Below are 19,298 nucleotides of genomic sequence, written 5' to 3'. Positions count from 1 at the left end.
ATCAACGACTTAGCTTCATTCTCAATTTTTTCTGCGCATTTTCGCGGGATCTGGCCCGAAAAACGGGGCTTTTTGTCGCCTGACAGCGACAGCTTATGGCAAGACATTCAATATTTCTCAGTAAGTCTTTGATTATCCACAGTTTATTTTTGTCGCTATTCAGCGACAGGGTCTCCGTCACCGCGAAACAGGGCCGGCGTCAGCTCGTATTTCTGTAATAAACGATAGAACTCCGTGCGGTTGCGGTCGGCCAGGCGGGCCGCGTCGGCCACGTTGCCGTCCGTCAGGCGCAGCAATTGAATCAGGTAGTCGCGCTCGAAGCGCTGCTTGGCTTCGTTGTAGCTGAGCGCTTCCAGCGATGGCACGCGCAAGGCCCGTTGCACGAGGCTCAAAGGCACCAGCGGCGCCGTCGCCAGCGCGCACACTTGCTCGACGACATTGACCAGCTGGCGCACATTGCCGGGCCATGGCGCGCTGACCAAGGCAGTCAAGGCGTCGGGCGCGAAGCCATTCAACGGTTTTTCATACTTGGCAGCCAGTTTCTGCAAGAAATGGTTTGCCAGCAGGGCGATATCTTCGCGGCGCTCGGCCAGCGGCGGTAACGTCAATGTCACCACGTTCAGACGGTAATACAAGTCTTCGCGGAACTGGCCTTCCGCCATGGCCACGTCCAGGTCGCGGTGCGTGGCCGACAGCAGCCGCACATCCACCGGACGCGTCTGGTCGGCACCGACAGGGCGCACGGCCCGCTCCTGCAGTACGCGCAGCAGTTTCACCTGCAGCGGCAAGGGCATGTCGCCGATCTCGTCCAGGAACAGTGTGCCGCCATCGGCCGCCTGAAACAAGCCTTCGCGGTTGCCGACGGCGCCCGTAAACGAGCCTTTTACGTGGCCAAACAGCTCCGATTCCAGCAGTTGCTCGGGAATGGCGCCGCAGTTGACGGCGATAAACGGCGCCTTGGCGCGGCGGCTGGCGTTGTGCAGCGCGCGCGCCAGCAACTCCTTGCCCGTGCCGCTGGGACCGCGTATCAGGATGCTGGCGTCGGATCCCGCCACCAGCTTGGCTTCGGCCAGCAACTCGGCCATCTGCGAACTACGGCTGATCAACTCGGCACGCCAGCTCTCGTCGCCGGACGCCGGCGCCGGCATGACGGTGGACAAGTTGATGGCATACGCCACTTTTTCCATGAGCAGCTTGCCATCGAACGGTTTCGTCAGATACGCAAACGCGCCGCGCGCCGTCGCGTCGACGGCGTCGGGGATGGTGCCGTGCGCCGTCAGCAGGATGACGGGCAGGGCCGAATGCTGGCGGCGGATTTCATCGAACAAGGCCAGGCCATCGCGACCCGGCAATTGCACGTCGGTAATGACCAAGGCCGGCAATTCCACGGCCAGGCGCGCCAGCGCCGCTTCCGCGCTGCCCACGGCGGTCACGCGATAGTTGCCCGCCTTCAAGCGGATGGTCAGCAAACGCAGCAGGTCGGGATCGTCGTCGACCAATAAAATGTGGGCGTGCTCGCTCATTTCGGCGCTCCTGCGGCAGGGCGCACGGACAGGCTGCGCTCGATGTTTTTCAGCGCCTCGAGTTTTTCATTGAGCTGGTCGATACGGCGCAGGGCATCGCGCAGCTGCGTGTTGAGCTTGTCGATGCTCTCTTCCTGGCGGCGCAGTTCCGCGTACTGGCTGCCGAGCAATTGCGCCAGCGGCGCCAGCAGTTGTGCGTCCTTGCCCGTGGCCGTGGCCAGCGGTTCCAGCAAGGCTTGCGCGCGGGCCAGGTCGCCAGGACCGCGCAAGGCCGCTTGCAGCATGGCGCGGCGTATCGTGTTGTGCGGCGCGTGATCGGCTTTCGCCAGGTCCAGCTGCGCTTTCACCAGTTCCGACGGCGTCATCAGGCGCAAGGCGCCTTGATACGCCAGCAGTTCGGTGAGCTGGGGATCGGCCACCACCACCACGCGCGGCGGCGTTTGCACCAGCACGGGCGTCTGGGTGGGGGGCTTGGCGGCGCAAGCGCCCAACAGCAGCGCACAGGCGGCCATACCGGCCAGGGAAATTCTCGTCATCATAAGGGCAGTTCTATCCGAAAATGTGCGCCGGCCGGGCGCGGTAAAAGAGTGACGCTGCCATCGTGGGCGGCGATATATTCGCGCACGATGGACAGGCCGATGCCATTGCCGTTGCGCGCACCGGCCACCTGGCGCACTCCCTGGTAAAACGGTTCAAAAATACGCGCGGCATCCTCGGGCGCCACGCCGGCACCTTCGTCGATGCAGTCGATGCGCACGCGGCCGTCTTCGCTGGACAAGATGAAGCGCACGGTACCGCCTTCCGGGCTGAAGCGCACGGCATTCGACAGCAGGTTCGCCAGGGCCGTCGCCAGCTTGTCGCGGTCGGCCTGAACGATCAGCGACTCGCCCTGCACCTCGACCGTCAAACGGCGCGCCAGCCATTGCAGGCGCTGCCCGGCCACCACATCTTGCAGCAAAACCAGCAAATCGACCTTGCTGCGCGCCAGATGCTGGGCGTCAAAAGCGGCGGTATTGTAGCGCAGCAAGTCTTCGATCTGGGTTTGCAGGGATGCCGTATTTTGCTGCAGGATGCCGGCGATTTCGCGCTGGCCGTCGCTGAGCTTGCCCGCCACCTCGTCTTCCAGCAAGGCCACGCCTTCGCGCAGGGCCGCCAGCGGCGTCTTCAGTTCGTGCGAGATGTGGCGCAGGAAGCGTTCCTTGTCGGCATCGAGGTCCGCCAGGCGCTGGCGCAGCCAGTCGAGCTGCTGGCCCAGGCGGCGCGTGTCGGCCGGGCCGCCGACGACGATGGGCTGGTCGTAGCGCTTCTCGCCCAGGCGCTCGATGGCCGTCTCGATGCGGCGCAGCGGACGCGACAATAGAAAGCCGAAGCAGGTGGCCAGCACGGCCGCCAGCAGCACGGCGCCGCCCACCAGCACGCCCAGCACGCGGCGCTGGCGTTCCAACTCGGCCAGCAAGGCATCGTTGCGGCTGCCGATTTCCGTCTTGCTTTCACGCGCCAGGCTGTCATTGATCTGCGCCATGCGGGCGAACGCGCGGTACACGATGGCGTGGCCATCGCGCTTGCGGCGCTTACCTGCTTGCAAGACTTCCCAGGCCGATTGCGCCTGCACCGTCCATTCGTCGGCCAGTTGGGGGGCGAACTCGGGCGTGGCCCGGTTCAGCACTTGCAGCGCCGCCGTCGCTTCATCGCGGGCCGCCGCGTAGCGCTCGCGAAATACGGGATCATCGAGCACGAGAAATTGGCGCGCGCTGCGCTCCATGGCCAAGGTGCGCTCGGACAGGCGCTGCGACTGTTCCGTCAGGGCAATCGCCTGCGCCGCCGTCTCGCGCCCCAGCCGCGCCAGGTGCTCCAGGGTCAGCAGGGCTTGCACGGAAGTGGCCGTCAAAATGCCCGTCGTCAAAATGAAGGCGGCAAATAACAGTTGGCGAAAGGAAAGTCGGGACAAGGTAGGCGCCTTCGGTTCAGTCTGGATGACAAAAGGGGAATGGTACGCTAAGCCTCCATCCTGAGGCGCCACCTGTCCATCATTGACAGATTTGGCAACATTGTTGCTTTTGCGTCCGACAAGCACGCCTCGGCGGCGGCGCGCAGATACTCCTAGTACAATAGGGAAAACTTCATACAGGCATCAAAGTGACACCCCGCCCTGGCGGCCAGCCCTGGCATTACGCCACTTTGCCCCCACATGTAATGCAGCCCAACCGACTATCCGTATCACCTACCGCAGAGATCCCATACCGCATGAGCACATTTGAAAAAGTCAGCAGCAACTTCATTCCAGTCTTGCAGGCAACCATCGAGCAGTATGTCGAGCCAGCAACGGGCATGCGCCATATCCACATGCATACCGAGCAGGCTGAGATGGTGTTCCTGGTGGCCTTTCCCACTGTGCCGGAAGTGAGCGACGGGCGTGCCCACATCCTCGAACATCTGGCCTTGTGCGGCTCGTCCCGCTACCCGGTGCGCGACCCCTTCTTCTCGATGCTGCGCCGCTCGACGGCCACCTTCATGAATGCGATGACCTATCCGGACCGCACCGTGTACCCGTTCGCCAGCACCGACCGCAAGGATTTCTTCAACCTGCTCGACGTGTACCTGGACGCGGCCTTCTTCCCGAACCTCGATTACCTGAACTTCCGCCAGGAAGGCTGGCGCCATGCGTTCGAAGGCGACAAGCTGGTGTACCAAGGCATCGTCTTCAATGAAATGAAGGGCGCTTTCAACAGCCCCATGCGCGCGCTCGACAGCGGCATCGCCAGCGCCTTGCTCAAGGGCACGACGTATGAAGTGGAATCGGGCGGCGATCCGCTGGTGATCCCGGAACTCACGCATGCCATGCTGAAAGAATTCCACGCCAGCCACTATCACCCTTCGCAAGCCGTGATCATGACTGCCGGCAATATCGAAGCATCAGCCGTACAGGAACAAGTTGCTGAACGCGTGTTGTCCAAGCTCAGTGGTTTCTCCGAACGCCGCTTGCCGCAACTGGCGCCCGCGTGGACCGCGCCGCAGGAAAACATCGTCAAGATTCCTTCGCAGGAAGCGCGCGCCGATGAATTCGGCCTGCAATTCGCCTGGCTGATGGGCGAGTCGAGCGACCCCATCGCCTATTACCACGCGCATTTGCTGTCGCACGGCTTGCTGGGCGAATCATCGGCGCCCGTCATGCGCGCCATGGAATCGGCCGGCTATGGCCGCCCATCGGACATGAATGGCCGCGACGCGGGCATCCGCCAGATGGTCTTCCACATCGGCATGGAAGGTTTGACCCAGGAGCAGATCGCCGATGCGCACCAGCGCATCTGGACGGCCCTGGAAGAAACGGCGGAAGAGGGCATTCCGGCCGCCGTGCTGCACGCTGCCTTGCGCGACATCAAGTACAGCCAGCGCGAGATCAGCAGCGGCCGCATGCCTTACGGCCTGGGCCGTTTGCTGCACGCCTTGCCGCTGGCCATGTATGGCGGCGACGTCATGGACGCCTTCGACAATGCGGCCATCCTGGAAACTCTGGAACAGCAGATCGAAGATCCGGAATTCTTCAAGCAGCTGGTGCGCGAGCTGATCGCCAATCCAACCCGTTTGACGACGCACGTGGTGCCAGACAGCGCCTACTTCACGGACCGCGCAGCCCAGGAAGACGCCAAGCTGGCGGCCCTGCAAGCGCAGCTGACGGATGCCGAGCGCGAGCACATCATCGCCGAGTCCGCCGCGCTGGAAGCGCATCAGCAATTGCCATCGAATTCAGAAGTTTTGCCGCGCATCCGTCCTGGCGACGTCAGCGCCTTGCCGCGCCCGGCCTTGCCGATTCCACCCGCCGTCGACGGCGCCGTGGCGTTCAGTATCGCCTCGAACGGCATCAGCTATGCCAACGTGCTGTACGACGTGTCGAGCCTGCCGGAAGCGTCGTGGCCCTGGCTGCGTCTGTACACGGACCTGGCGCCGGAACTGGGCGTGGGCGACATGTCGTTCGACGACGCCAGCGCCTGGCGCCAGAGCATGGTGCCGTCGTTCCACATCGGCCTGGAAGCCATCCCGCGCCCGGAACAGGCCATGCGTGTGGAACTCTCGTTCTCGGCCAGCGGCTTGCGCGAAGAACACGCGGCGATTGCCGCCGTGCTGTCGGCCTGGATCACCAAGCCCCGCTTCGATGAAGAAGAGCGCCTGGCTTTCCTGATCGAAAGCCTGGTGCAGGACAAATTGAGCAGCCTGGCCGAATCGGGCAACCGCTACGCCATGCTGGCTTCGGCGGCACCGCTGTCGTCCACGCGCCGCTTCGACGACATCGTCGGCGGCCCGGCGGCACTGCCGTTCTACCGCCGCTTACAGCAGCTGAGCAAGACGTCGTCAGGCTTGCAGGAAATTGCCCGCGAACTCGATACCCTGCACGCGCATATCATCGCCCAGCAGCCGACCGTGCTGTGCGCCGGCCTGGAGCAGGATGGCATCACCCTGGCCCGTTTGCTGGAGTTGCCGGCAGCCAGCACGCAGGCGGAGGCACCGGCCGTCGCCATCGCGCCTGCCGCATTGCCGTTGGCCAACACGGCGCTGCATGCGACGAGCCAGATCAACCATTGCTTCGTTTCCTGGGCCGTGCCTGGCGTGCACAATCCGGACGCTTCCGCCCTGGCTGTCGCCGCTGAACTGATGACCAACCAGGTGCTGCATACGGCCCTGCGCGAAAAAGGCGGCGCGTATGGCGGCAGCGCCAGCTATGCGGCCGGCGCCGGCACGTTTACATTGAGTTCCTACCGCGATCCGCGCCTGGCCGGCACGTTCGCCGACTTCGGCACGACGCTGGATCAAATCCTCGACGGCGATTTCTCGCAAGAGCAAGTGGAAGAAGCCATCATCTGCGTGATCAAGGGCCTCGACAAGCCGCACTCGCCGTACGCGGAAGCGCTGACGGCGTGGAACATGCAGCAGCGTGGCACGACGGAAGCCGTGCGCCAGCAGTTCCGCACCGGCGTGCTGAACTGCACCCTGGCGCAGATCAAGGCTGTCACGCGCACCTGGCTGAAAAACGGCCAGCCGAGCCGCGCCGCGTTTGCGGGCAACACGACGCAAGACCTGGCCGGGCTGGAAGTGGTCGATCTGCTGGCGCTGGCCAGCTAAGAGCGCCGTACCGGATTCAATACCGCAACTACTTCGGTATTGAATTCGCTTCCATATACATCAGCTCCCATTGATGACCATCGGGATCCTGGAAACTGTGGCCATACATGAAGCCGAAATCCATCGGCTCCTTGTAGATGCTGCCGCCCGCCTGGACGGCCTTCGCCACCAGCTCATCGACTTCGCCGCGGCTCTCGGCCGACAGGCACACCAGCACTTCCGTCGCCACCTTGGTATCGCACAACTGCTTAGGCGTGAATTGTTTGAATTTGTCGTGCGTCAATAGCATGACGAAGATGTCGTCGGCGACGATCATGCAAGTCGCCGTTTCATCCGTGAAATGGGCATTGAAACTGAAGCCCAGGGCCGTGAAAAACGTCACGGAACGCTCGAGCGACTGCACGGGCAGATTGACAAAGATTTTGCGGGCCATCATGTCTCCTAGAGGTGAGATGAAAAATGCTGCCCGCCGATTCTACACCGCCTGTTCAGCCCTTCGCGCGCGCCACGGTCTTCGGTGCGTAACCGAAATAGCGGCTGAACGCGGCACTGAAATTGGCCGGGTGGCGGTAGCTCGTTTGCCAGCCCGCCTGCGCCACCTGGCAACCATTTTCCAATAGCAACCTGGCCCGCTGCATGCGCAGCGCCAGCAGGGTACGCTGGGGGCTGTCGCCGTAGCGGTACTTCCACCCCTGCTTGAGTTTGAACAAACTCAAACCCACTTGCGCACACAGGTAATCGAGCGTGAGTGCCTGCGCCATCTGCTCCTGCATCAGCGCGTGGACACGCTCCAGTTTGACAATCTCAGCCTCGGACCAGCGCGGCACCAGCATGGACGCGGGTCGCAGTCCCCGCAACTGTTCCGCCAGCAGGCTGAGCACGCCAATATGCACGGCCAGCGGGTCCGTCGCGCGCAGCAGCGCCCGGGCGTGCAGGGTGGCAGCGGGTGTGGTGGCGGCATGCGCCAGCTGGCGCGCGCCACCGTTGGGCAGCAATGCAGTCAAGCCCTCCGGCCAGTAGCGCGCCAGCGCATCTTCGTCGACCAGCACGCGCAGTTGCGCCGCCCGCTGGCCAGCCTCGAAACGGCGTTCGCCGCTCGTATGGCGAAACACCGTCATGGTCGTATGGCCACCCCGGAAACGCAATTGTTCGCCATCGCGCGTGCTGTAAGCGGACGCGCCTTCCAGGCCGATGGTAATGACCAGGCCGCCCGCATCGTCATGCTTCGACTGCTCGACGAGCGCAAGCCGCGGACGGTAATCGGAATGCACAAGCAGCAAGCCCTGGTCGACCTGGCGCTGGTCGGCGCGGCACTCGCCCATCCCCGGGTCCAGCTGGCGCCGCGTCCAGCCTGCCGCTTCCCTGTCAAGTCCTGCCATCGCTCCTCCTGTCCCTGCGCACCGTCCCGCATACGAAATGCGCCGTGCCGCATACAAATGCAAATGATAATTATTCTCATTGTTGCATAAAATATGCTTCCATGCCCACCTCGCCGAAAGGAAACACCATGCCGTTCACCACGCAACACGCCTTGCAACCGTATTGGGATCTGGCCGTCGCCCCCGTCCAGGCCGATGGCTTGGCCGCCGCCCTGGAACTGGGCATTTTCGAGGTGCTGGTCACGCCGCACACGCCGGCGCAACTGGCCGAAGCCCTGTCGCTACATGCGCCGCACACGGCCCTGCTGCTGGAATTACTCTGGAGCATGCAGGTGCTGGAATGCGATGCAGCCGATAAGGAGACACAGCGTTACCGCTGCACGGCCGCCACCTTGCAGTATTTCTGCCGCAACTCTGTTTCTTTTTGCGGCGACGCCTGGCTATACCGGCTGCATGCGCTGCGCCATTTCGCCGCGCAGTTACCTACCCTCGTGCGCGACGGCGGCAAAGCGGCGCCATATAACACGGCAAATGGGGTCAACTGGGCCGTTGCCGCGCAGCAGCAGATCGGCCAGGAACAACGCGCCGTCACCATGCGCGCGGCTCTGTCCGTGATGCAGCGCATCGCCCTATTTGCGGACGGCAACACGCCGCTGCGCCTGCTCGACGTGGGCGGCGGACCGGGCTGGGTTGCCATTGCGCTGGCGCAAGCCCATGCGGGCTTGCACGGCTGCGTTTTCGACTGGCCGGAGACAGTGGCGGTGGCCGCCGCGAACATCGCCCATGCGCAACTGTCTGACCGCCTCGAGACCTTGGGCGGCGACCTGGACAGCGATGATATCGGCAGCGGCTACGATCTCATCTGGTGCTCATCCGTGCTGCATTTCGTGCCTGACATGGCAGCGGCTCTGCGCAAGATCCATGCGGCGGTAAAACCAGGAGGCGTGTTCGTCTGCGTGCAGGCGGAAATCGTCCCGACGCCCGTTGATGCGGCAAGCGTGCTGCCGTATTACTTGCCCATGCGCATGCTGGGCCGCACGGTGACACGGCAGGGAGAATTGGCGCGGTTGCTGCGCGACACGGGCTGGCGGCAAGTGGAACAATACAGCGCCAGCGATTTTCCCATGGCGCCCGTGCAAGTGCTGATTGCGCGCATCTAACAATTGCCATTTAATAATTATCATTTTTATAGCGTATGACAGCGCAAATGCGCTAAGCTGTGCTTGCAGCGTGGCCGCTGCCTGACGTGGCTCGCCAGCATTGATCGATGTCATCCGCAGCACTCCGCTGCCTCCACAGGGAATCCATCATGAGTCAATATATTGCAGGGAAAGTCGTCATCATCACCGGTGCCAGCAGCGGCCTGGGTGAAGCCACCGCGCGCCACCTGGCCGCACTGGGTGCCTGTGTCGTGCTTGGTGCGCGGCGCATGGATTTGCTCAATACCATCGCCGAAGAAATCACGGCCGCCGGCGGCCAGGCCGCCATTGCCCAGACCGACATCACGGTGCCTGCCGACGTCAAGAATCTGATCGACACGGCCCTGGCCGTATTCGGCAAGGTCGACGTGCTGATCAACAACGCGGGGCTGATGGCCATCGCGCCGATAAGTGCCTTGAAGGTCGACGAGTGGAACAACATGATCGATATCAACATCAAAGGCGTGTTGAATGGCATCGCCGCCGTCCTGCCATATTTTCAGGCGCAAAATAGCGGCCACTTCATCAACATCTCGTCGGTGGCAGGACAAAAAGTCTTCAGTCCGGGTGGCACCGTCTACAGCGGCACCAAGTTTGCCGTCAGCGCCATTTCGGAAGGCTTGCGCCATGAACTGGCCGCCAGCGGCGGCACCATCCGCACCACCACCATCCTGCCGGGCGCCATCGACACGGAACTGCCGGGCGGCAGCAGCCACGCGGAAAGCGCGGCCGGCTTGAAAGAGTTTTACAAGCAAGCCATCCCCGCCGACGCCGTGGCACGCGCAGTGGCGTATGCGATCGGGCAGCCGGACGACGTGGGCATCAATGAAATCGTGCTGCGTCCCACGGTGCAGGAGTTTTAAGCCGCATCTTTCTGCAGCGACTCGATGATCAGGCCGGCCAGGCGCTCGACGGGCGGCCTGGACACGCTGGAGGCGCGCAGCAGTTCCAGCGACAATGGGGGCAGGGCGGGCAAACCCGCCGCCACGTGATCGAGAACGCACACGGAAGAGGGCAAGCCCAGGCTGGTGCGTACCGTCACGCCCAGCCCGGCGGCCGCCGCTGCCCACAGCCCTGCCAGGCTGGGACTGGTAAACGCCGTGCGCCAGGCGATGCCGGCCCCATCCAGCGCCTGCGTGGCGCAGCGCTGGAACAGGCAATCGCGGTCGAACGTAATGAGTGGTAATGGTTCGCCCGATTCGGGGCGCCAGGCCAGGCTGGACGAAGCGATCCAGCGCATGGCCGGTTCGGCAATATGCTGGCGCTGCTGCGGCGGATACTCGGCCACGTCGGCGATGCAGGCGCCGCCCCACAGCAGGGCCAGGTCCAGCTGGCCCATGGCCAGCCCTTGCATCAAGGCCGTGTTGCGCGCCACGTGCGCCTCGATGCGCACTTTCGGATGCGCGCGGGCAAAGCGCCCCAGCACATCGGGCAGCAAGGCTTCGCCAAAATCCTCCTGCAAGCCGAGCCTGATCCAGCCTTCCAGTTCCGCGCCGCGCAAGGCGACGGCCGCCTCGTCATTGAGTTCCAGCAGGCGGCGCGCATAGCCGAGCAAGACTTCGCCGGCCGGCGTCAGCGCCAGCCCCCGGCCATCCTTGCGGAACAGGGGCGCACCGGCCTGCTCCTCGAGTTTTTTCAGCTGGGCGCTGACGGCCGAGGTGGAACGCCCCACCTTGTCCGCCGCGCGGGCAAAGCTGCCCAGTTCGATGCCAGCCACATAGCTGCGCAAGAAGGCGATGTCGAAATTAAGCAGGCTCATGGCGCAGATTCAATCGTCCAGTTTTATGGGATGGTGCAATGAAAATTATCTGATATTCAGAATGATCGTACTGCGCAACACTGTCAGGGTCAACCACTATCCTCTCCATGCCATGACCACCAGCTGCCCAGTCATTCCTGTTCCTGCTCCCGCCACCGCGCCCGCGCTGGGCGATGCCCACCGCTGGAAAGTACTGGCCGTCGGCGTGGCGGCCAATGCCAGCTTTTCCGCCGCCGCCAACGGCATGCCCACCACGGCCATCTGGCTGCGCAGCGGCTATCACCTGAGCAATACAGAACTGGGGGTGGCGCTGGGTGCCATGGGCCTGGGCGTGGCCCTCACAGAATTGCCTTGGGGCATGGCCACCGACCGCTGGGGCGACCGCCCCGTGCTGCTGACCGGCTTGCTGGGCACCATGCTGGCCTTGCTATCCCTGCTGCTGTGGATCACGCCTCAGGACAACGCCGTGCCGCCCTTGTGGGCGCTGGCGGCGGGCTTGGCGCTGGTCGGCGTGCTGGGCGGCAGCGTGAATGGCGCCAGCGGCCGCGCCGTGATGCGCTGGTTCGGCCCGGGCGAACGGGGTTTCGCCATGAGCATCCGCCAGACAGCCGTGCCGCTCGGCGGCGGCCTCGGCGCCCTCATCCTGCCCAGCCTGGCATCGCGCCATGGCTTCATGCCCGTCTTCGGCGCCCTGGCGCTCGTATGCGGCCTGTCGGCGTTTTTTACGTGGCGATGGATGCATGAGCCCGATTTCTCTGCCGAGGCCGCCACGGCCCCGCTAAACGCGTCCACGGGCCTGATTGGGATCAAGCCTGCGCCGCCCTTGCAAGGTCCACTCAAAAGCCGCAAAGTCTGGCGCATGGTCGCCGCCATTGGCTTGCTGTGCGTGCCGCAATTTGCCGTGCTCAGCTTCGCCACCGTCTTCCTGCACGACCATGGGCACCTGGGCCTGGCGGCCATCACGGCCGTGATGGTAGCCCTGCAGGCGGGCGCCATGGTGATGCGCATCTGGAGCGGACGCCACACGGACCGCCACGCGAACCGGCCCGCCTACCTGCGCGGCTCGGCCCTGGTGGCGCTGGCCTCGTTCGTCTTGCTGGGATGCATCGCCTGGCTGGACGCGCCGGGCTGGCTGTTGATGGCCGCCGTGGTGGCCGCCGGTATCGCCGTGTCCGCCTGGCATGGCGTGGCCTACACGGAGCTGGCCACGGAAGCGGGTGGCGCCAACGCGGGCACGGCCCTGGGCATGGCCAACACGGCTGTCTACGTGGGGCTGTTCCTCACGCCGATCGCCATCCCGCACCTGCTGGCGGCCAGCAGCTGGCCCGTCGTGTGGTGGCTGGCGGGACTGGTGGCACTATGCACCTGGCCCCTGTTTCCCAAAGCTTAAGGCAGCGGCGAAATACGATAGACGCAGCGCATGGCGTTCGTCAGCAAATGCTGCTCGCGCACGATGCTGGCGCTTGGCCCCACCACTTCCTGGAACAGCTGCAATTCGGAGCGGCAAAAGCCCTGGCAGGTGCGCGCGGCGGCGCAGATGGGACAGTGGTCTTCGATCAACAGCCAGTCGTCGCCGTCCGCTTCCACGCGCGCCATATAGCCCTCTTCATCGCGCACGGCCGCCAACTGCTGCAATCGCGTGGGCAAGTCCGGCGCCGAGCACGCCAAGGCATACGCGCTGCGGCTTTCCTCCTCGCGCTGGGTGATGAGTTTATCCAGCCCCGCTTCGCCGAACAGCTGGCGCACCGAGCCGATCAGCTTGATCGTCAGCTGCGCATGCGTGTCGGGAAAGCGCGCATTGCCCGCTTCCGTCAAGACCCAGTTCTGGCGCGGCCGGCCCGCGCCCGCCTGCGCTTCCTGGCGCCCCTCGATCAAGCCCGCCGCCACCAGCTTTTGCACTTGCTGGCGCGCCGCCTCGCCCGTCATGTCCAGGGTCTTGGCCAGGATCGCCGTGGAGACGGGTCCCTTGGTCTTGATGAAATACAGGATGCGCTCCGTCGTTTGCGGTGCCTCGCTATTATCCAAACGTTTACTTGTGTAATTCATTTCGCTCAACTATCATGAGGCCAGTTAACCAACTAATTGCTTGCATAATAGGCCGGTAGCTCCCCGCTGTCGAGGAGTTTCCACGTCCGCATGCAGGCAAGACACCTTTTGGACTGGAATCCCATGCAGCTGCAGCACTCCATCTGGCTGTTTCACGCCATCCTCGCCACCGGCCTGGCCATCTGGCTGACCCTGGCCGCCATCAACAACCTGCACGCCTTCCACGGCTCCGTCTGGGCCATCGGCAACACCATGCGCATGGACCCGCTGCGCCAGGATCCCACCATCCAGACGCCGCTGCTGCGCCGCGCTCTCACCTCATTGACCCTGCACCGGCTATCGCTGGGCGTGGTGCTGGCGCTGCAACTGCTGGCTGCCATCGCCGCCTGGACGGGCGTGGCGCTGTTCTTTGGCGCCTCCCTGACGGCGGCGCTGCCCTGGCTGAACCTGGCCTTGTGCGCCATGGCCGCCTTTTTGCTGCTGATGCACCTGGGCGGCCTGTGGTTCGGCTACTGGATCGCGCAGGAAGGCTTGCAGGCGACGCATCTGGTGCTGCTGCTGTGGACCATCGGCCTGTTTTTCCTCTTTAATTTTCACTTCTAACGCGCAGCGGACCTGATCAGCCTCCGCTGCGCCTCTTCTTCCCTTTGACAGCAGTAAAGGACTTCATCATGAATACGAAAATCGTCGGCGCCTCCGCGCTGGCCATCACCCTGGCCGTCGCGGGCGCCGTCATGTACCCACGGGCAGACTCGCATGCCGCCGATGCCGCCGCCACTCCCGCCACCAAGGTGGCGCTGGTGCCCGTCGTGCTGGGCACGCAGGAGCGCTTTTTTGCCGGCGTGGGCGAACTGGAAGCGGCGCGCCAGGTGCAGGTGGCGGCCGAAACGGGCGGGCGCATCACGCAGATCCGCTTCGAGTCGGGACAAACCGTGGCGGCCGGCGCCATCCTCGTGCAGCTCAATGACGCCCAGGAACAGGCGGCCTTGCTGCGCCAGCGCGCGCAGCTGAAAAACGCGGAAAGCAGCCATGCCCGCACGGTGCAAATGGTCAAGGAGAAGGCGGCCACGCAAGAGCAGCTCGATAGCGCCCTGGCGGCGCGCGATGCGGCCCTGGGCGACGTGCGCCAGACGGAAGCGCTGATCGCGCAAAAGACCATCCGCGCGCCGTTCGCCGGCCAGCTGGGCATTCGCAAGGTGCACGCGGGCCAGTACCTGAATGCGGCCGACACGGTGGCCAGTTTGATCGATACGAAGTCGCTGCTGGTGAACTTCGCCCTGGATGAACAGAGCAGCGCCAAACTGGCGCCAGGCCAGGCCGTGCAAGTGCTGGTGGACGCCTACCCCGGCGACGTCTTCACGGCAAAGATCAACGCCATCGATCCGCTGATCGCCCGCTCGCGCATGGTGCAGGTACAGGCGACGCTCGCCCATCCCCGCAGCGCCCTGAAGGCGGGCATGTACGCGAATGTGCGCGTGGCGCGCGAAGCGGGCCAGCAACTGACGGTGCCGGAGACGGCCGTGACCTACAGCGCGTACGGCGACACGGTGTTTGTCGCGCAGCAGGAGGGAAAACAGCCGCTCACCGTCAAGCGCGTGGGCGTGAAACTGGGCGAGCGGGCAGGCGGCCGCGTGGCTATCGTTGACGGCTTGCGCGAGGGCCAGCGCGTGGTCGCTTCAGGCCAGCTGAAACTGGCCGACGGCATGGCTGTGCAGGCCGTGGCCAATACCCTGGACGAGGCGAAACGCGCCGCGCCCAAGACCGGTTCGTAAGGAGCACGCCACCATGAAATTTACCGATTTATTCGTACGCCGCCCCGTGCTGGCGCTGGTGATCAGCACATTGATTCTGATGCTGGGCGTGATCGCCATCAAGCAGCTGCCGATCCGCCAGTATCCGATGCTGGAATCGTCCACCATCACCGTCACCACCAACTATCCGGGCGCCTCGGCAGAACTGATGCAGGGCTTTGTCACGCAGCCGATCGCCCAAGCCGTGTCGTCGGTGGAAGGCATCGACTACCTGACCTCCTCGTCGGTGCAGGGCAGCAGCACGGTCACCGTGCGCATGGAACTGAACCGCGATTCCACGCAGGCACTGACGGAAGTCATGGCCAAGGTCAACCAGGTGCGTTACAAGCTGCCCGAAGGAGCCTTCGATCCCGTCATCGAGCGCTCGGCCGGCGATTCCTCGGCCGTCGCCTATGTCGGCTTTGCCAGCGAGAGCGTATCGGCGCCCGCGCTGACGGACTACCTGGCGCGCGTGGTGCAGCCGATGTTCGCCACCATCGACGGCGTGGCGAAGGTCGACGTGTATGGCGGCCAGCAGTTGGCCATGCGCCTGTGGATCGACCCGGCGAAACTGGCGGCGCGCGGCCTGACGGCGGCCGACGTGGCCGACGCCGTGCGGCGCAATAACTACCAGGCGGCGCCCGGCAAAGTGAAGGGACAGTTCGTCGTCTCGAACATCAGCGTCAACACGGATCTGACCAGCGTGGCGGAGTTCCGCGACATGGTCATCACCAAAGGCGGCGATGCAAAAGACAGCGCTGCCCTCGTGCGCTTGAAAGACGTGGGCACGGTGGAACTGGGCGCGGCCGCGACGGAAACGAGCGGCATCATGGACGGCGTGCCGGCCGTCTACCTGGGCCTGTCGCCCACGCCGGGCGGCAACCCGCTGGTGATTGTCGACGGCATCAAGAAACTGCTGCCGGAGATCCAGAAAACCCTGCCGCCCGGCGTGAAAGTCGAGCTGGCATTCGAGACGGCGCGCTTCATCCAATCATCCATCGACGAGGTGGCGCACACCCTGCTCGAAGCGCTGCTCATCGTCGTCATCGTCATCTACCTGTGCATGGGTTCCTTGCGCTCGGTGCTCATTCCCGTCGTGACGATACCGCTGTCGATGCTGGGCGCGGCGGCGCTGATGCTGGCCTTCGGCTTCAGCATCAATCTGCTCACCTTGCTGGCGATGGTGCTGGCGGTGGGCCTGGTGGTCGATGACGCCATCGTCGTGGTGGAAAATGTGCACCGCCATATCGAGGAAGGCAAGACGCCAGTGGCGGCCGCCCTGGTCGGCGCGCGCGAAGTGGCCGGCCCCGTGATTGCCATGACCATCACGCTGGCGGCCGTGTATGCGCCCATCGGCATGATGGGGGGCTTGACGGGCGCGCTGTTCAAGGAGTTCGCGCTGACCCTGGCCGGCGCCGTGGTGGTGTCGGGCGTGGTGGCCTTGACCTTGTCGCCCGTCATGAGCTCATTGCTGCTGCAGCCGAAACAGGCGGAAGGGCGCATGGCGCGGGCCGCCGAGCACTTCTTCGAAGGCCTCACCAGCCGCTATGCGCGCCTGCTGGACCGCTCCCTGCACCACCGCTGGCTGAGCGCCGGTTTCGCCGCCCTGGTGATGGTGAGTCTGCCGTTTTTGTACCTGCTGCCGCAACGCGAACTGGCGCCGGCGGAAGACCAGGCCAGCGTGCTGACGGCGATCAAGGCGCCGCAGCATGCCAACCTCGATTACGTCGAGCGCTTCTCGTACAAGCTCGATGACATCTACAAGAACGTGCCGGAGACGGCGTCGCGCTGGATCATCAATGGCGGCGAAGGTCCGGCGTCGAGCATCGGCGGCATCAACCTCACGCCGTGGGCCGAACGCTCGCGCAATGCGGCCGTCATCCAGGCCGAACTGCAGCATGCCGTGGGCGACGTGGAAGGCACCAGCATCTTCGCCTTCCAGCTGGCGCCCCTGCCGGGATCGAGCGGCGGCTTGCCCGTGCAACTGGTCTTGCGCAGCGCGCAGGACTACGCCACCCTGTTCCGCACCATGGAAGACGTCAAGCAGCGCGCGCGCGATAGCGGCCTGTTTGCCGTCGTCGACAGCGACCTCGATTACAACAACCCCGTCGTGAAGGTGCGCGTCGACCGCTCCAAGGCGAACAGCCTGGGCATCCGCATGCAGGACATCGGCGAATCGCTGGCCGTGCTGGTGGGCGAAAATTACCTGAACCGCTTCGGCATGGATGGCCGCGCGTACGACGTCATCGCGCAAAGCCCGCGCGAACAACGCTTGACGGCACAAGCCCTGACGCAGCAGTACGTGCGCGCCGACGATGGCAGTCTGCTACCCCTGTCGGCCGTCGTGTCGGTGACGGAACAGATCGAGCCGAACATGCTGACCCAGTTCAACCAGCAAAATGCGGCCACCTTCCAAGGCGTGCCGGCGCCGGGCGTGACCCTGGGCGATGCCGTGGCCTTCCTCGACGGTGTGGCGAAAACCCTGCCACCAGGCTTCAGCTACGACTGGCAATCGGACGCGCGCCAGTTCGCCACGGAAGGCAATGCGCTGCTGCTGGCCTTCCTCGCGGCCGTCGTCGTGATTTACCTGGTGCTGGCGGCCCAGTATGAAAGTCTGACGGACCCGCTGATCATCCTGATCACGGTGCCCCTGTCGATTTGCGGCGCGCTGATTCCGCTGGCGCTGGGCTACGCCACCGTCAATATCTATACGCAGATCGGCCTCGTGACCCTGATCGGCTTGATCAGCAAACACGGGATCTTGATGGTGGAATTTGCCAACGAATTGCAGGTACATGAACAGCTCGACCGCATCACGGCCATCCGCAAGGCGGCGCAAATCCGCTTGCGCCCCATCCTGATGACAACGGCCGCCATGGTGGTGGGCCTGGTGCCGCTGCTGTTCGCGTCCGGCGCGGGCGCCAACAGCCGCTTCGGTCTGGGCGTGGTGATCGTCTCGGGCATGTTGATCGGCACCTTCTTCACCCTGTTCGTGCTGCCCACCGTGTACACCTTTCTGGCCCGCCGCCATACGGCCGACCATGCCACGCCGCGCGCGCGCGACCTGTCGCAGGCGCTGAAGGAATCCCTATGAAAAATTACCGCTATCTTGTTTCCCTTTTTCCCTTGCTGGCCGGCTGCGCCGTCAGCCCCGCCTACGTCACGCCAGAGACGCCCGACGTCCATCTGGCCAGTCCGCAGCAAGCGCAATTCGCACCCGGTGCGAGCGCCGTCAGCGAGACCGCCTGGTGGACATTTTTCGACGATGCGCGCCTGTCGCGGCTGATCGCCAGCGCGCTCGAACACAACCTCGATATCGCCCAGGCGCAAGCGAACCTGCTGACCGCGCGCGCCGTCTTCGACGAGCGTCGGCTCGATGAACTGCCTGCCGTCACCAGCCAGGTGGGATGGCAGCGTCAGGTGCAGCAAAACACCGCCGATAGCCGCGCCGCCAGCACCAGCACGCGCGTGGGCTTCGACGCGCAATGGGAGATCGACCTGTTCGGCCGCCTGGCGCATATCAGCCGCTCGGCGCAGGCGCGCGCCGACGCGGCGCAGGCGGATTTGCGGCAAGTGCAGCTGACGATAGCCGCCGAGGTGGCGCGCAATTACTACGAGGCCCTGGGTTACCAGCAAAACCTGGCGCTGACGCAGGCGCAGGTGCAAAGCTGGCGCGATACGGTGGCCCTGATCGACGCGCGCATCCGCGCCGGCAGTGGCTTGCCGGAAGAACGCCATAACGCGCTGGCCAACCTGGCGCGCAGCGAAGCGATGCTGCCGTCCTTGCAGGCGGGCCTGCGCCAGGCGCAGTACCGGCTCGATGTGCTGAGCGGCCAAGCGCCGGGCGCCATTTCGCTGGCGACCATGCCGCGCCAGGAAGTGCCGCTGGCGGGCCAGCTGCCGCTCGGCGACGTGAACCGCTTGATCAGGCAGCGTCCCGACGTGGTGCGCGCCGAGCGCCTGCTGGCCGCTTCCAGCGAAGACGTGGGGGCGGCCACGGCCGACCTGTATCCGCGCCTGAGCCTGGGCGGCTTTTTAGGCTTCTTTGCGCTGCGCGGCAGCGGCGTGTTCGACGGCGGCGCGCGCGCCTTCGAAGTGGCGCCCTCCGTCAGCTATCCGGCCTTCCGCCTGGGCAGCGTCAAGGCACGCTTGCGCGGCACGCAGGCGGAGGCGCAGGGCGCCCTGGCGCGCTATGCGCAAGCCATCCTGGTGGCGCAGGAAGACGTGGAAAACGCCGTCACGCAGCTGGCGGAAAACCAGACGCGACTGGCTTCCTTGCTGCAGTCGGCGCGCCATGGCAATGCGGCCCTCGGCATCGCCAGCACGCGCTATGCGGGCGGCGCCGGCAGCTACCAGGCCGTGCTGGAAAACCAGCGCGCCTTGTACGATATCCGGCGCGAAGCGCTGCTGGCGGAAACGGCGTCTTATGTCGATGCGATTGCCCTGTACAAGGCGCTTGGATGGGGGCAAACTATGTGATCTTTTTA

General features: G+C 64.6%; 15 protein-coding genes. 8 read left to right on the top strand and 7 right to left on the bottom strand.

Features of this window, described 5'->3' with window-relative positions; all coding sequences use genetic code 11:
* Window positions 1-155: 155 nt before the first annotated feature.
* Genes ACQ4WY_RS16385 through ACQ4WY_RS16375 form a run of 3 tightly spaced genes read right to left on the bottom strand, consistent with a single transcriptional unit; the run spans window position 156 to window position 3,471 of the window.
* A complete protein-coding gene (locus ACQ4WY_RS16385) occupies window positions 156-1,523 on the bottom strand; it encodes a sigma 54-interacting transcriptional regulator (protein WP_353659441.1) in 1,368 nt (455 codons plus the stop codon).
* A complete protein-coding gene (locus ACQ4WY_RS16380) occupies window positions 1,520-2,062 on the bottom strand; it encodes a hypothetical protein (protein WP_436504939.1) in 543 nt (180 codons plus the stop codon). The genes ACQ4WY_RS16385 and ACQ4WY_RS16380 overlap by 4 nt, the downstream gene beginning before the upstream one ends.
* Window positions 2,059-3,471: a HAMP domain-containing sensor histidine kinase gene (locus ACQ4WY_RS16375; RefSeq protein ID WP_436504938.1), complete on the bottom strand. Its 1,413-nt coding sequence runs from the start codon at window positions 3,469-3,471 to the stop codon at window positions 2,059-2,061. Before ACQ4WY_RS16375 ends, ACQ4WY_RS16380 begins: the two co-directional genes overlap by 4 nt.
* Window positions 3,472-3,767: 296 nt before the next feature.
* Between ACQ4WY_RS16375 and ACQ4WY_RS16370 the strand changes: the two genes are divergently transcribed.
* Window positions 3,768-6,638: an insulinase family protein gene (locus tag ACQ4WY_RS16370; RefSeq protein WP_436504937.1), complete on the top strand. Its 2,871-nt coding sequence runs from the start codon at window positions 3,768-3,770 to the stop codon at window positions 6,636-6,638.
* Between the two features lie 28 nt (window positions 6,639-6,666).
* Here the strand turns inward: ACQ4WY_RS16370 and ACQ4WY_RS16365 are convergent, their stop codons facing one another.
* Window positions 6,667-7,071, bottom strand: coding sequence for a VOC family protein (locus ACQ4WY_RS16365; RefSeq protein ID WP_436504936.1), 405 nt, complete (start codon window positions 7,069-7,071; stop codon window positions 6,667-6,669).
* A 55-nt stretch (window positions 7,072-7,126) separates the two neighbouring features.
* Entirely contained in the window at window positions 7,127-8,017 is an 891-nt protein-coding gene (locus ACQ4WY_RS16360; RefSeq protein WP_436504935.1) for a helix-turn-helix domain-containing protein, read from the bottom strand.
* 128 nt (window positions 8,018-8,145) lie between these two features.
* Here ACQ4WY_RS16360 and ACQ4WY_RS16355 point away from each other — a divergent pair, with 128 nt between their 5' ends.
* Both ACQ4WY_RS16355 and ACQ4WY_RS16350 read left to right on the top strand, forming a co-directional pair.
* Window positions 8,146-9,177 carry a methyltransferase domain-containing protein gene (locus ACQ4WY_RS16355; RefSeq protein WP_436504934.1) on the top strand — a complete coding sequence of 344 codons (1,032 nt, stop codon included), beginning with the start codon at window positions 8,146-8,148 and terminating at the stop codon, window positions 9,175-9,177.
* A 149-nt stretch (window positions 9,178-9,326) separates the two neighbouring features.
* On the top strand, window positions 9,327-10,079 hold the full coding sequence (locus ACQ4WY_RS16350) for an SDR family oxidoreductase (RefSeq protein ID WP_436504933.1): 753 nt from the start codon (window positions 9,327-9,329) through the stop codon (window positions 10,077-10,079).
* On the opposite strand, the gene ACQ4WY_RS16345 is transcribed toward ACQ4WY_RS16350, so the two are convergent.
* Window positions 10,076-10,975 (bottom strand): LysR substrate-binding domain-containing protein, encoded by a 900-nt coding sequence (locus tag ACQ4WY_RS16345; protein WP_436504932.1) that lies wholly within the window; start codon window positions 10,973-10,975, stop codon window positions 10,076-10,078. The two genes, ACQ4WY_RS16350 and ACQ4WY_RS16345, sit on opposite strands and share 4 nt — an antisense overlap.
* Window positions 10,976-11,087: 112 nt before the next feature.
* Here ACQ4WY_RS16345 and ACQ4WY_RS16340 point away from each other — a divergent pair, with 112 nt between their 5' ends.
* The gene (locus tag ACQ4WY_RS16340; RefSeq protein WP_436505000.1) at window positions 11,088-12,365 is read left to right on the top strand and encodes an MFS transporter; all 1,278 of its coding nucleotides are present in this window, start codon (window positions 11,088-11,090) and stop codon (window positions 12,363-12,365) included.
* On the opposite strand, the gene ACQ4WY_RS16335 is transcribed toward ACQ4WY_RS16340, so the two are convergent.
* Window positions 12,362-13,021, bottom strand: a complete 660-nt coding sequence (locus ACQ4WY_RS16335; protein WP_436504931.1) for a helix-turn-helix transcriptional regulator — start codon at window positions 13,019-13,021, stop codon at window positions 12,362-12,364. The genes ACQ4WY_RS16340 and ACQ4WY_RS16335 overlap by 4 nt on opposite strands.
* A 123-nt stretch (window positions 13,022-13,144) precedes the next feature.
* On the opposite strand from ACQ4WY_RS16335, the gene ACQ4WY_RS16330 reads away from it, so the two are divergent.
* From ACQ4WY_RS16330 to ACQ4WY_RS16315, 4 genes are all read left to right on the top strand, one after another.
* On the top strand, window positions 13,145-13,624 hold the full coding sequence (locus ACQ4WY_RS16330; RefSeq protein ID WP_436504930.1) for a DUF2165 family protein: 480 nt from the start codon (window positions 13,145-13,147) through the stop codon (window positions 13,622-13,624).
* Between the two features lie 68 nt (window positions 13,625-13,692).
* Window positions 13,693-14,793, top strand: coding sequence for an efflux RND transporter periplasmic adaptor subunit (locus tag ACQ4WY_RS16325; protein ID WP_436504929.1), 1,101 nt, complete (start codon window positions 13,693-13,695; stop codon window positions 14,791-14,793).
* Between the two features lie 13 nt (window positions 14,794-14,806).
* The gene (locus tag ACQ4WY_RS16320) at window positions 14,807-17,905 is read left to right on the top strand and encodes a MexW/MexI family multidrug efflux RND transporter permease subunit (RefSeq protein WP_436504928.1); all 3,099 of its coding nucleotides are present in this window, start codon (window positions 14,807-14,809) and stop codon (window positions 17,903-17,905) included.
* A complete protein-coding gene (locus ACQ4WY_RS16315) occupies window positions 17,902-19,290 on the top strand; it encodes an efflux transporter outer membrane subunit (protein WP_436504927.1) in 1,389 nt (462 codons plus the stop codon). Before ACQ4WY_RS16320 ends, ACQ4WY_RS16315 begins: the two co-directional genes overlap by 4 nt.
* Window positions 19,291-19,298 lie beyond the last annotated feature (8 nt).

Origin of the sequence: Janthinobacterium salmonicoloratum (assembly GCF_051380845.1) — a bacterium.
In the GTDB taxonomy this organism is placed as follows: Bacteria; Pseudomonadota; Gammaproteobacteria; order Burkholderiales; family Burkholderiaceae_D; genus Janthinobacterium; species Janthinobacterium lividum_F.
The sequence above is the reverse complement of the archived record's forward strand: the minus strand, read 5'-3'. Positions and strand labels throughout refer to the sequence as shown.

Excerpts from the sequence above, each read along its gene's own strand:
- ACQ4WY_RS16345 (WP_436504932.1), bottom strand. The coding sequence starts at position 10,975 with ATGAGCCTGCTTAATTTCGACATCGCCTTCTTGCGCAGCTATGTGGCT.
- ACQ4WY_RS16350 (WP_436504933.1), top strand. The coding sequence starts at position 9,327 with ATGAGTCAATATATTGCAGGGAAAGTCGTCATCATCACCGGTGCCAGC.
- ACQ4WY_RS16340 (WP_436505000.1), top strand. The coding sequence starts at position 11,088 with ATGACCACCAGCTGCCCAGTCATTCCTGTTCCTGCTCCCGCCACCGCG.
- ACQ4WY_RS16380 (WP_436504939.1), bottom strand. The coding sequence starts at position 2,062 with ATGATGACGAGAATTTCCCTGGCCGGTATGGCCGCCTGTGCGCTGCTG.
- ACQ4WY_RS16385 (WP_353659441.1), bottom strand. The coding sequence starts at position 1,523 with ATGAGCGAGCACGCCCACATTTTATTGGTCGACGACGATCCCGACCTG.
- ACQ4WY_RS16365 (WP_436504936.1), bottom strand. The coding sequence starts at position 7,071 with ATGGCCCGCAAAATCTTTGTCAATCTGCCCGTGCAGTCGCTCGAGCGT.
- ACQ4WY_RS16315 (WP_436504927.1), top strand. The coding sequence starts at position 17,902 with ATGAAAAATTACCGCTATCTTGTTTCCCTTTTTCCCTTGCTGGCCGGC.
- ACQ4WY_RS16335 (WP_436504931.1), bottom strand. The coding sequence starts at position 13,021 with ATGAATTACACAAGTAAACGTTTGGATAATAGCGAGGCACCGCAAACG.
- ACQ4WY_RS16325 (WP_436504929.1), top strand. The coding sequence starts at position 13,693 with ATGAATACGAAAATCGTCGGCGCCTCCGCGCTGGCCATCACCCTGGCC.
- ACQ4WY_RS16355 (WP_436504934.1), top strand. The coding sequence starts at position 8,146 with ATGCCGTTCACCACGCAACACGCCTTGCAACCGTATTGGGATCTGGCC.
- ACQ4WY_RS16320 (WP_436504928.1), top strand. The coding sequence starts at position 14,807 with ATGAAATTTACCGATTTATTCGTACGCCGCCCCGTGCTGGCGCTGGTG.
- ACQ4WY_RS16330 (WP_436504930.1), top strand. The coding sequence starts at position 13,145 with ATGCAGCTGCAGCACTCCATCTGGCTGTTTCACGCCATCCTCGCCACC.
- ACQ4WY_RS16370 (WP_436504937.1), top strand. The coding sequence starts at position 3,768 with ATGAGCACATTTGAAAAAGTCAGCAGCAACTTCATTCCAGTCTTGCAG.
- ACQ4WY_RS16360 (WP_436504935.1), bottom strand. The coding sequence starts at position 8,017 with ATGGCAGGACTTGACAGGGAAGCGGCAGGCTGGACGCGGCGCCAGCTG.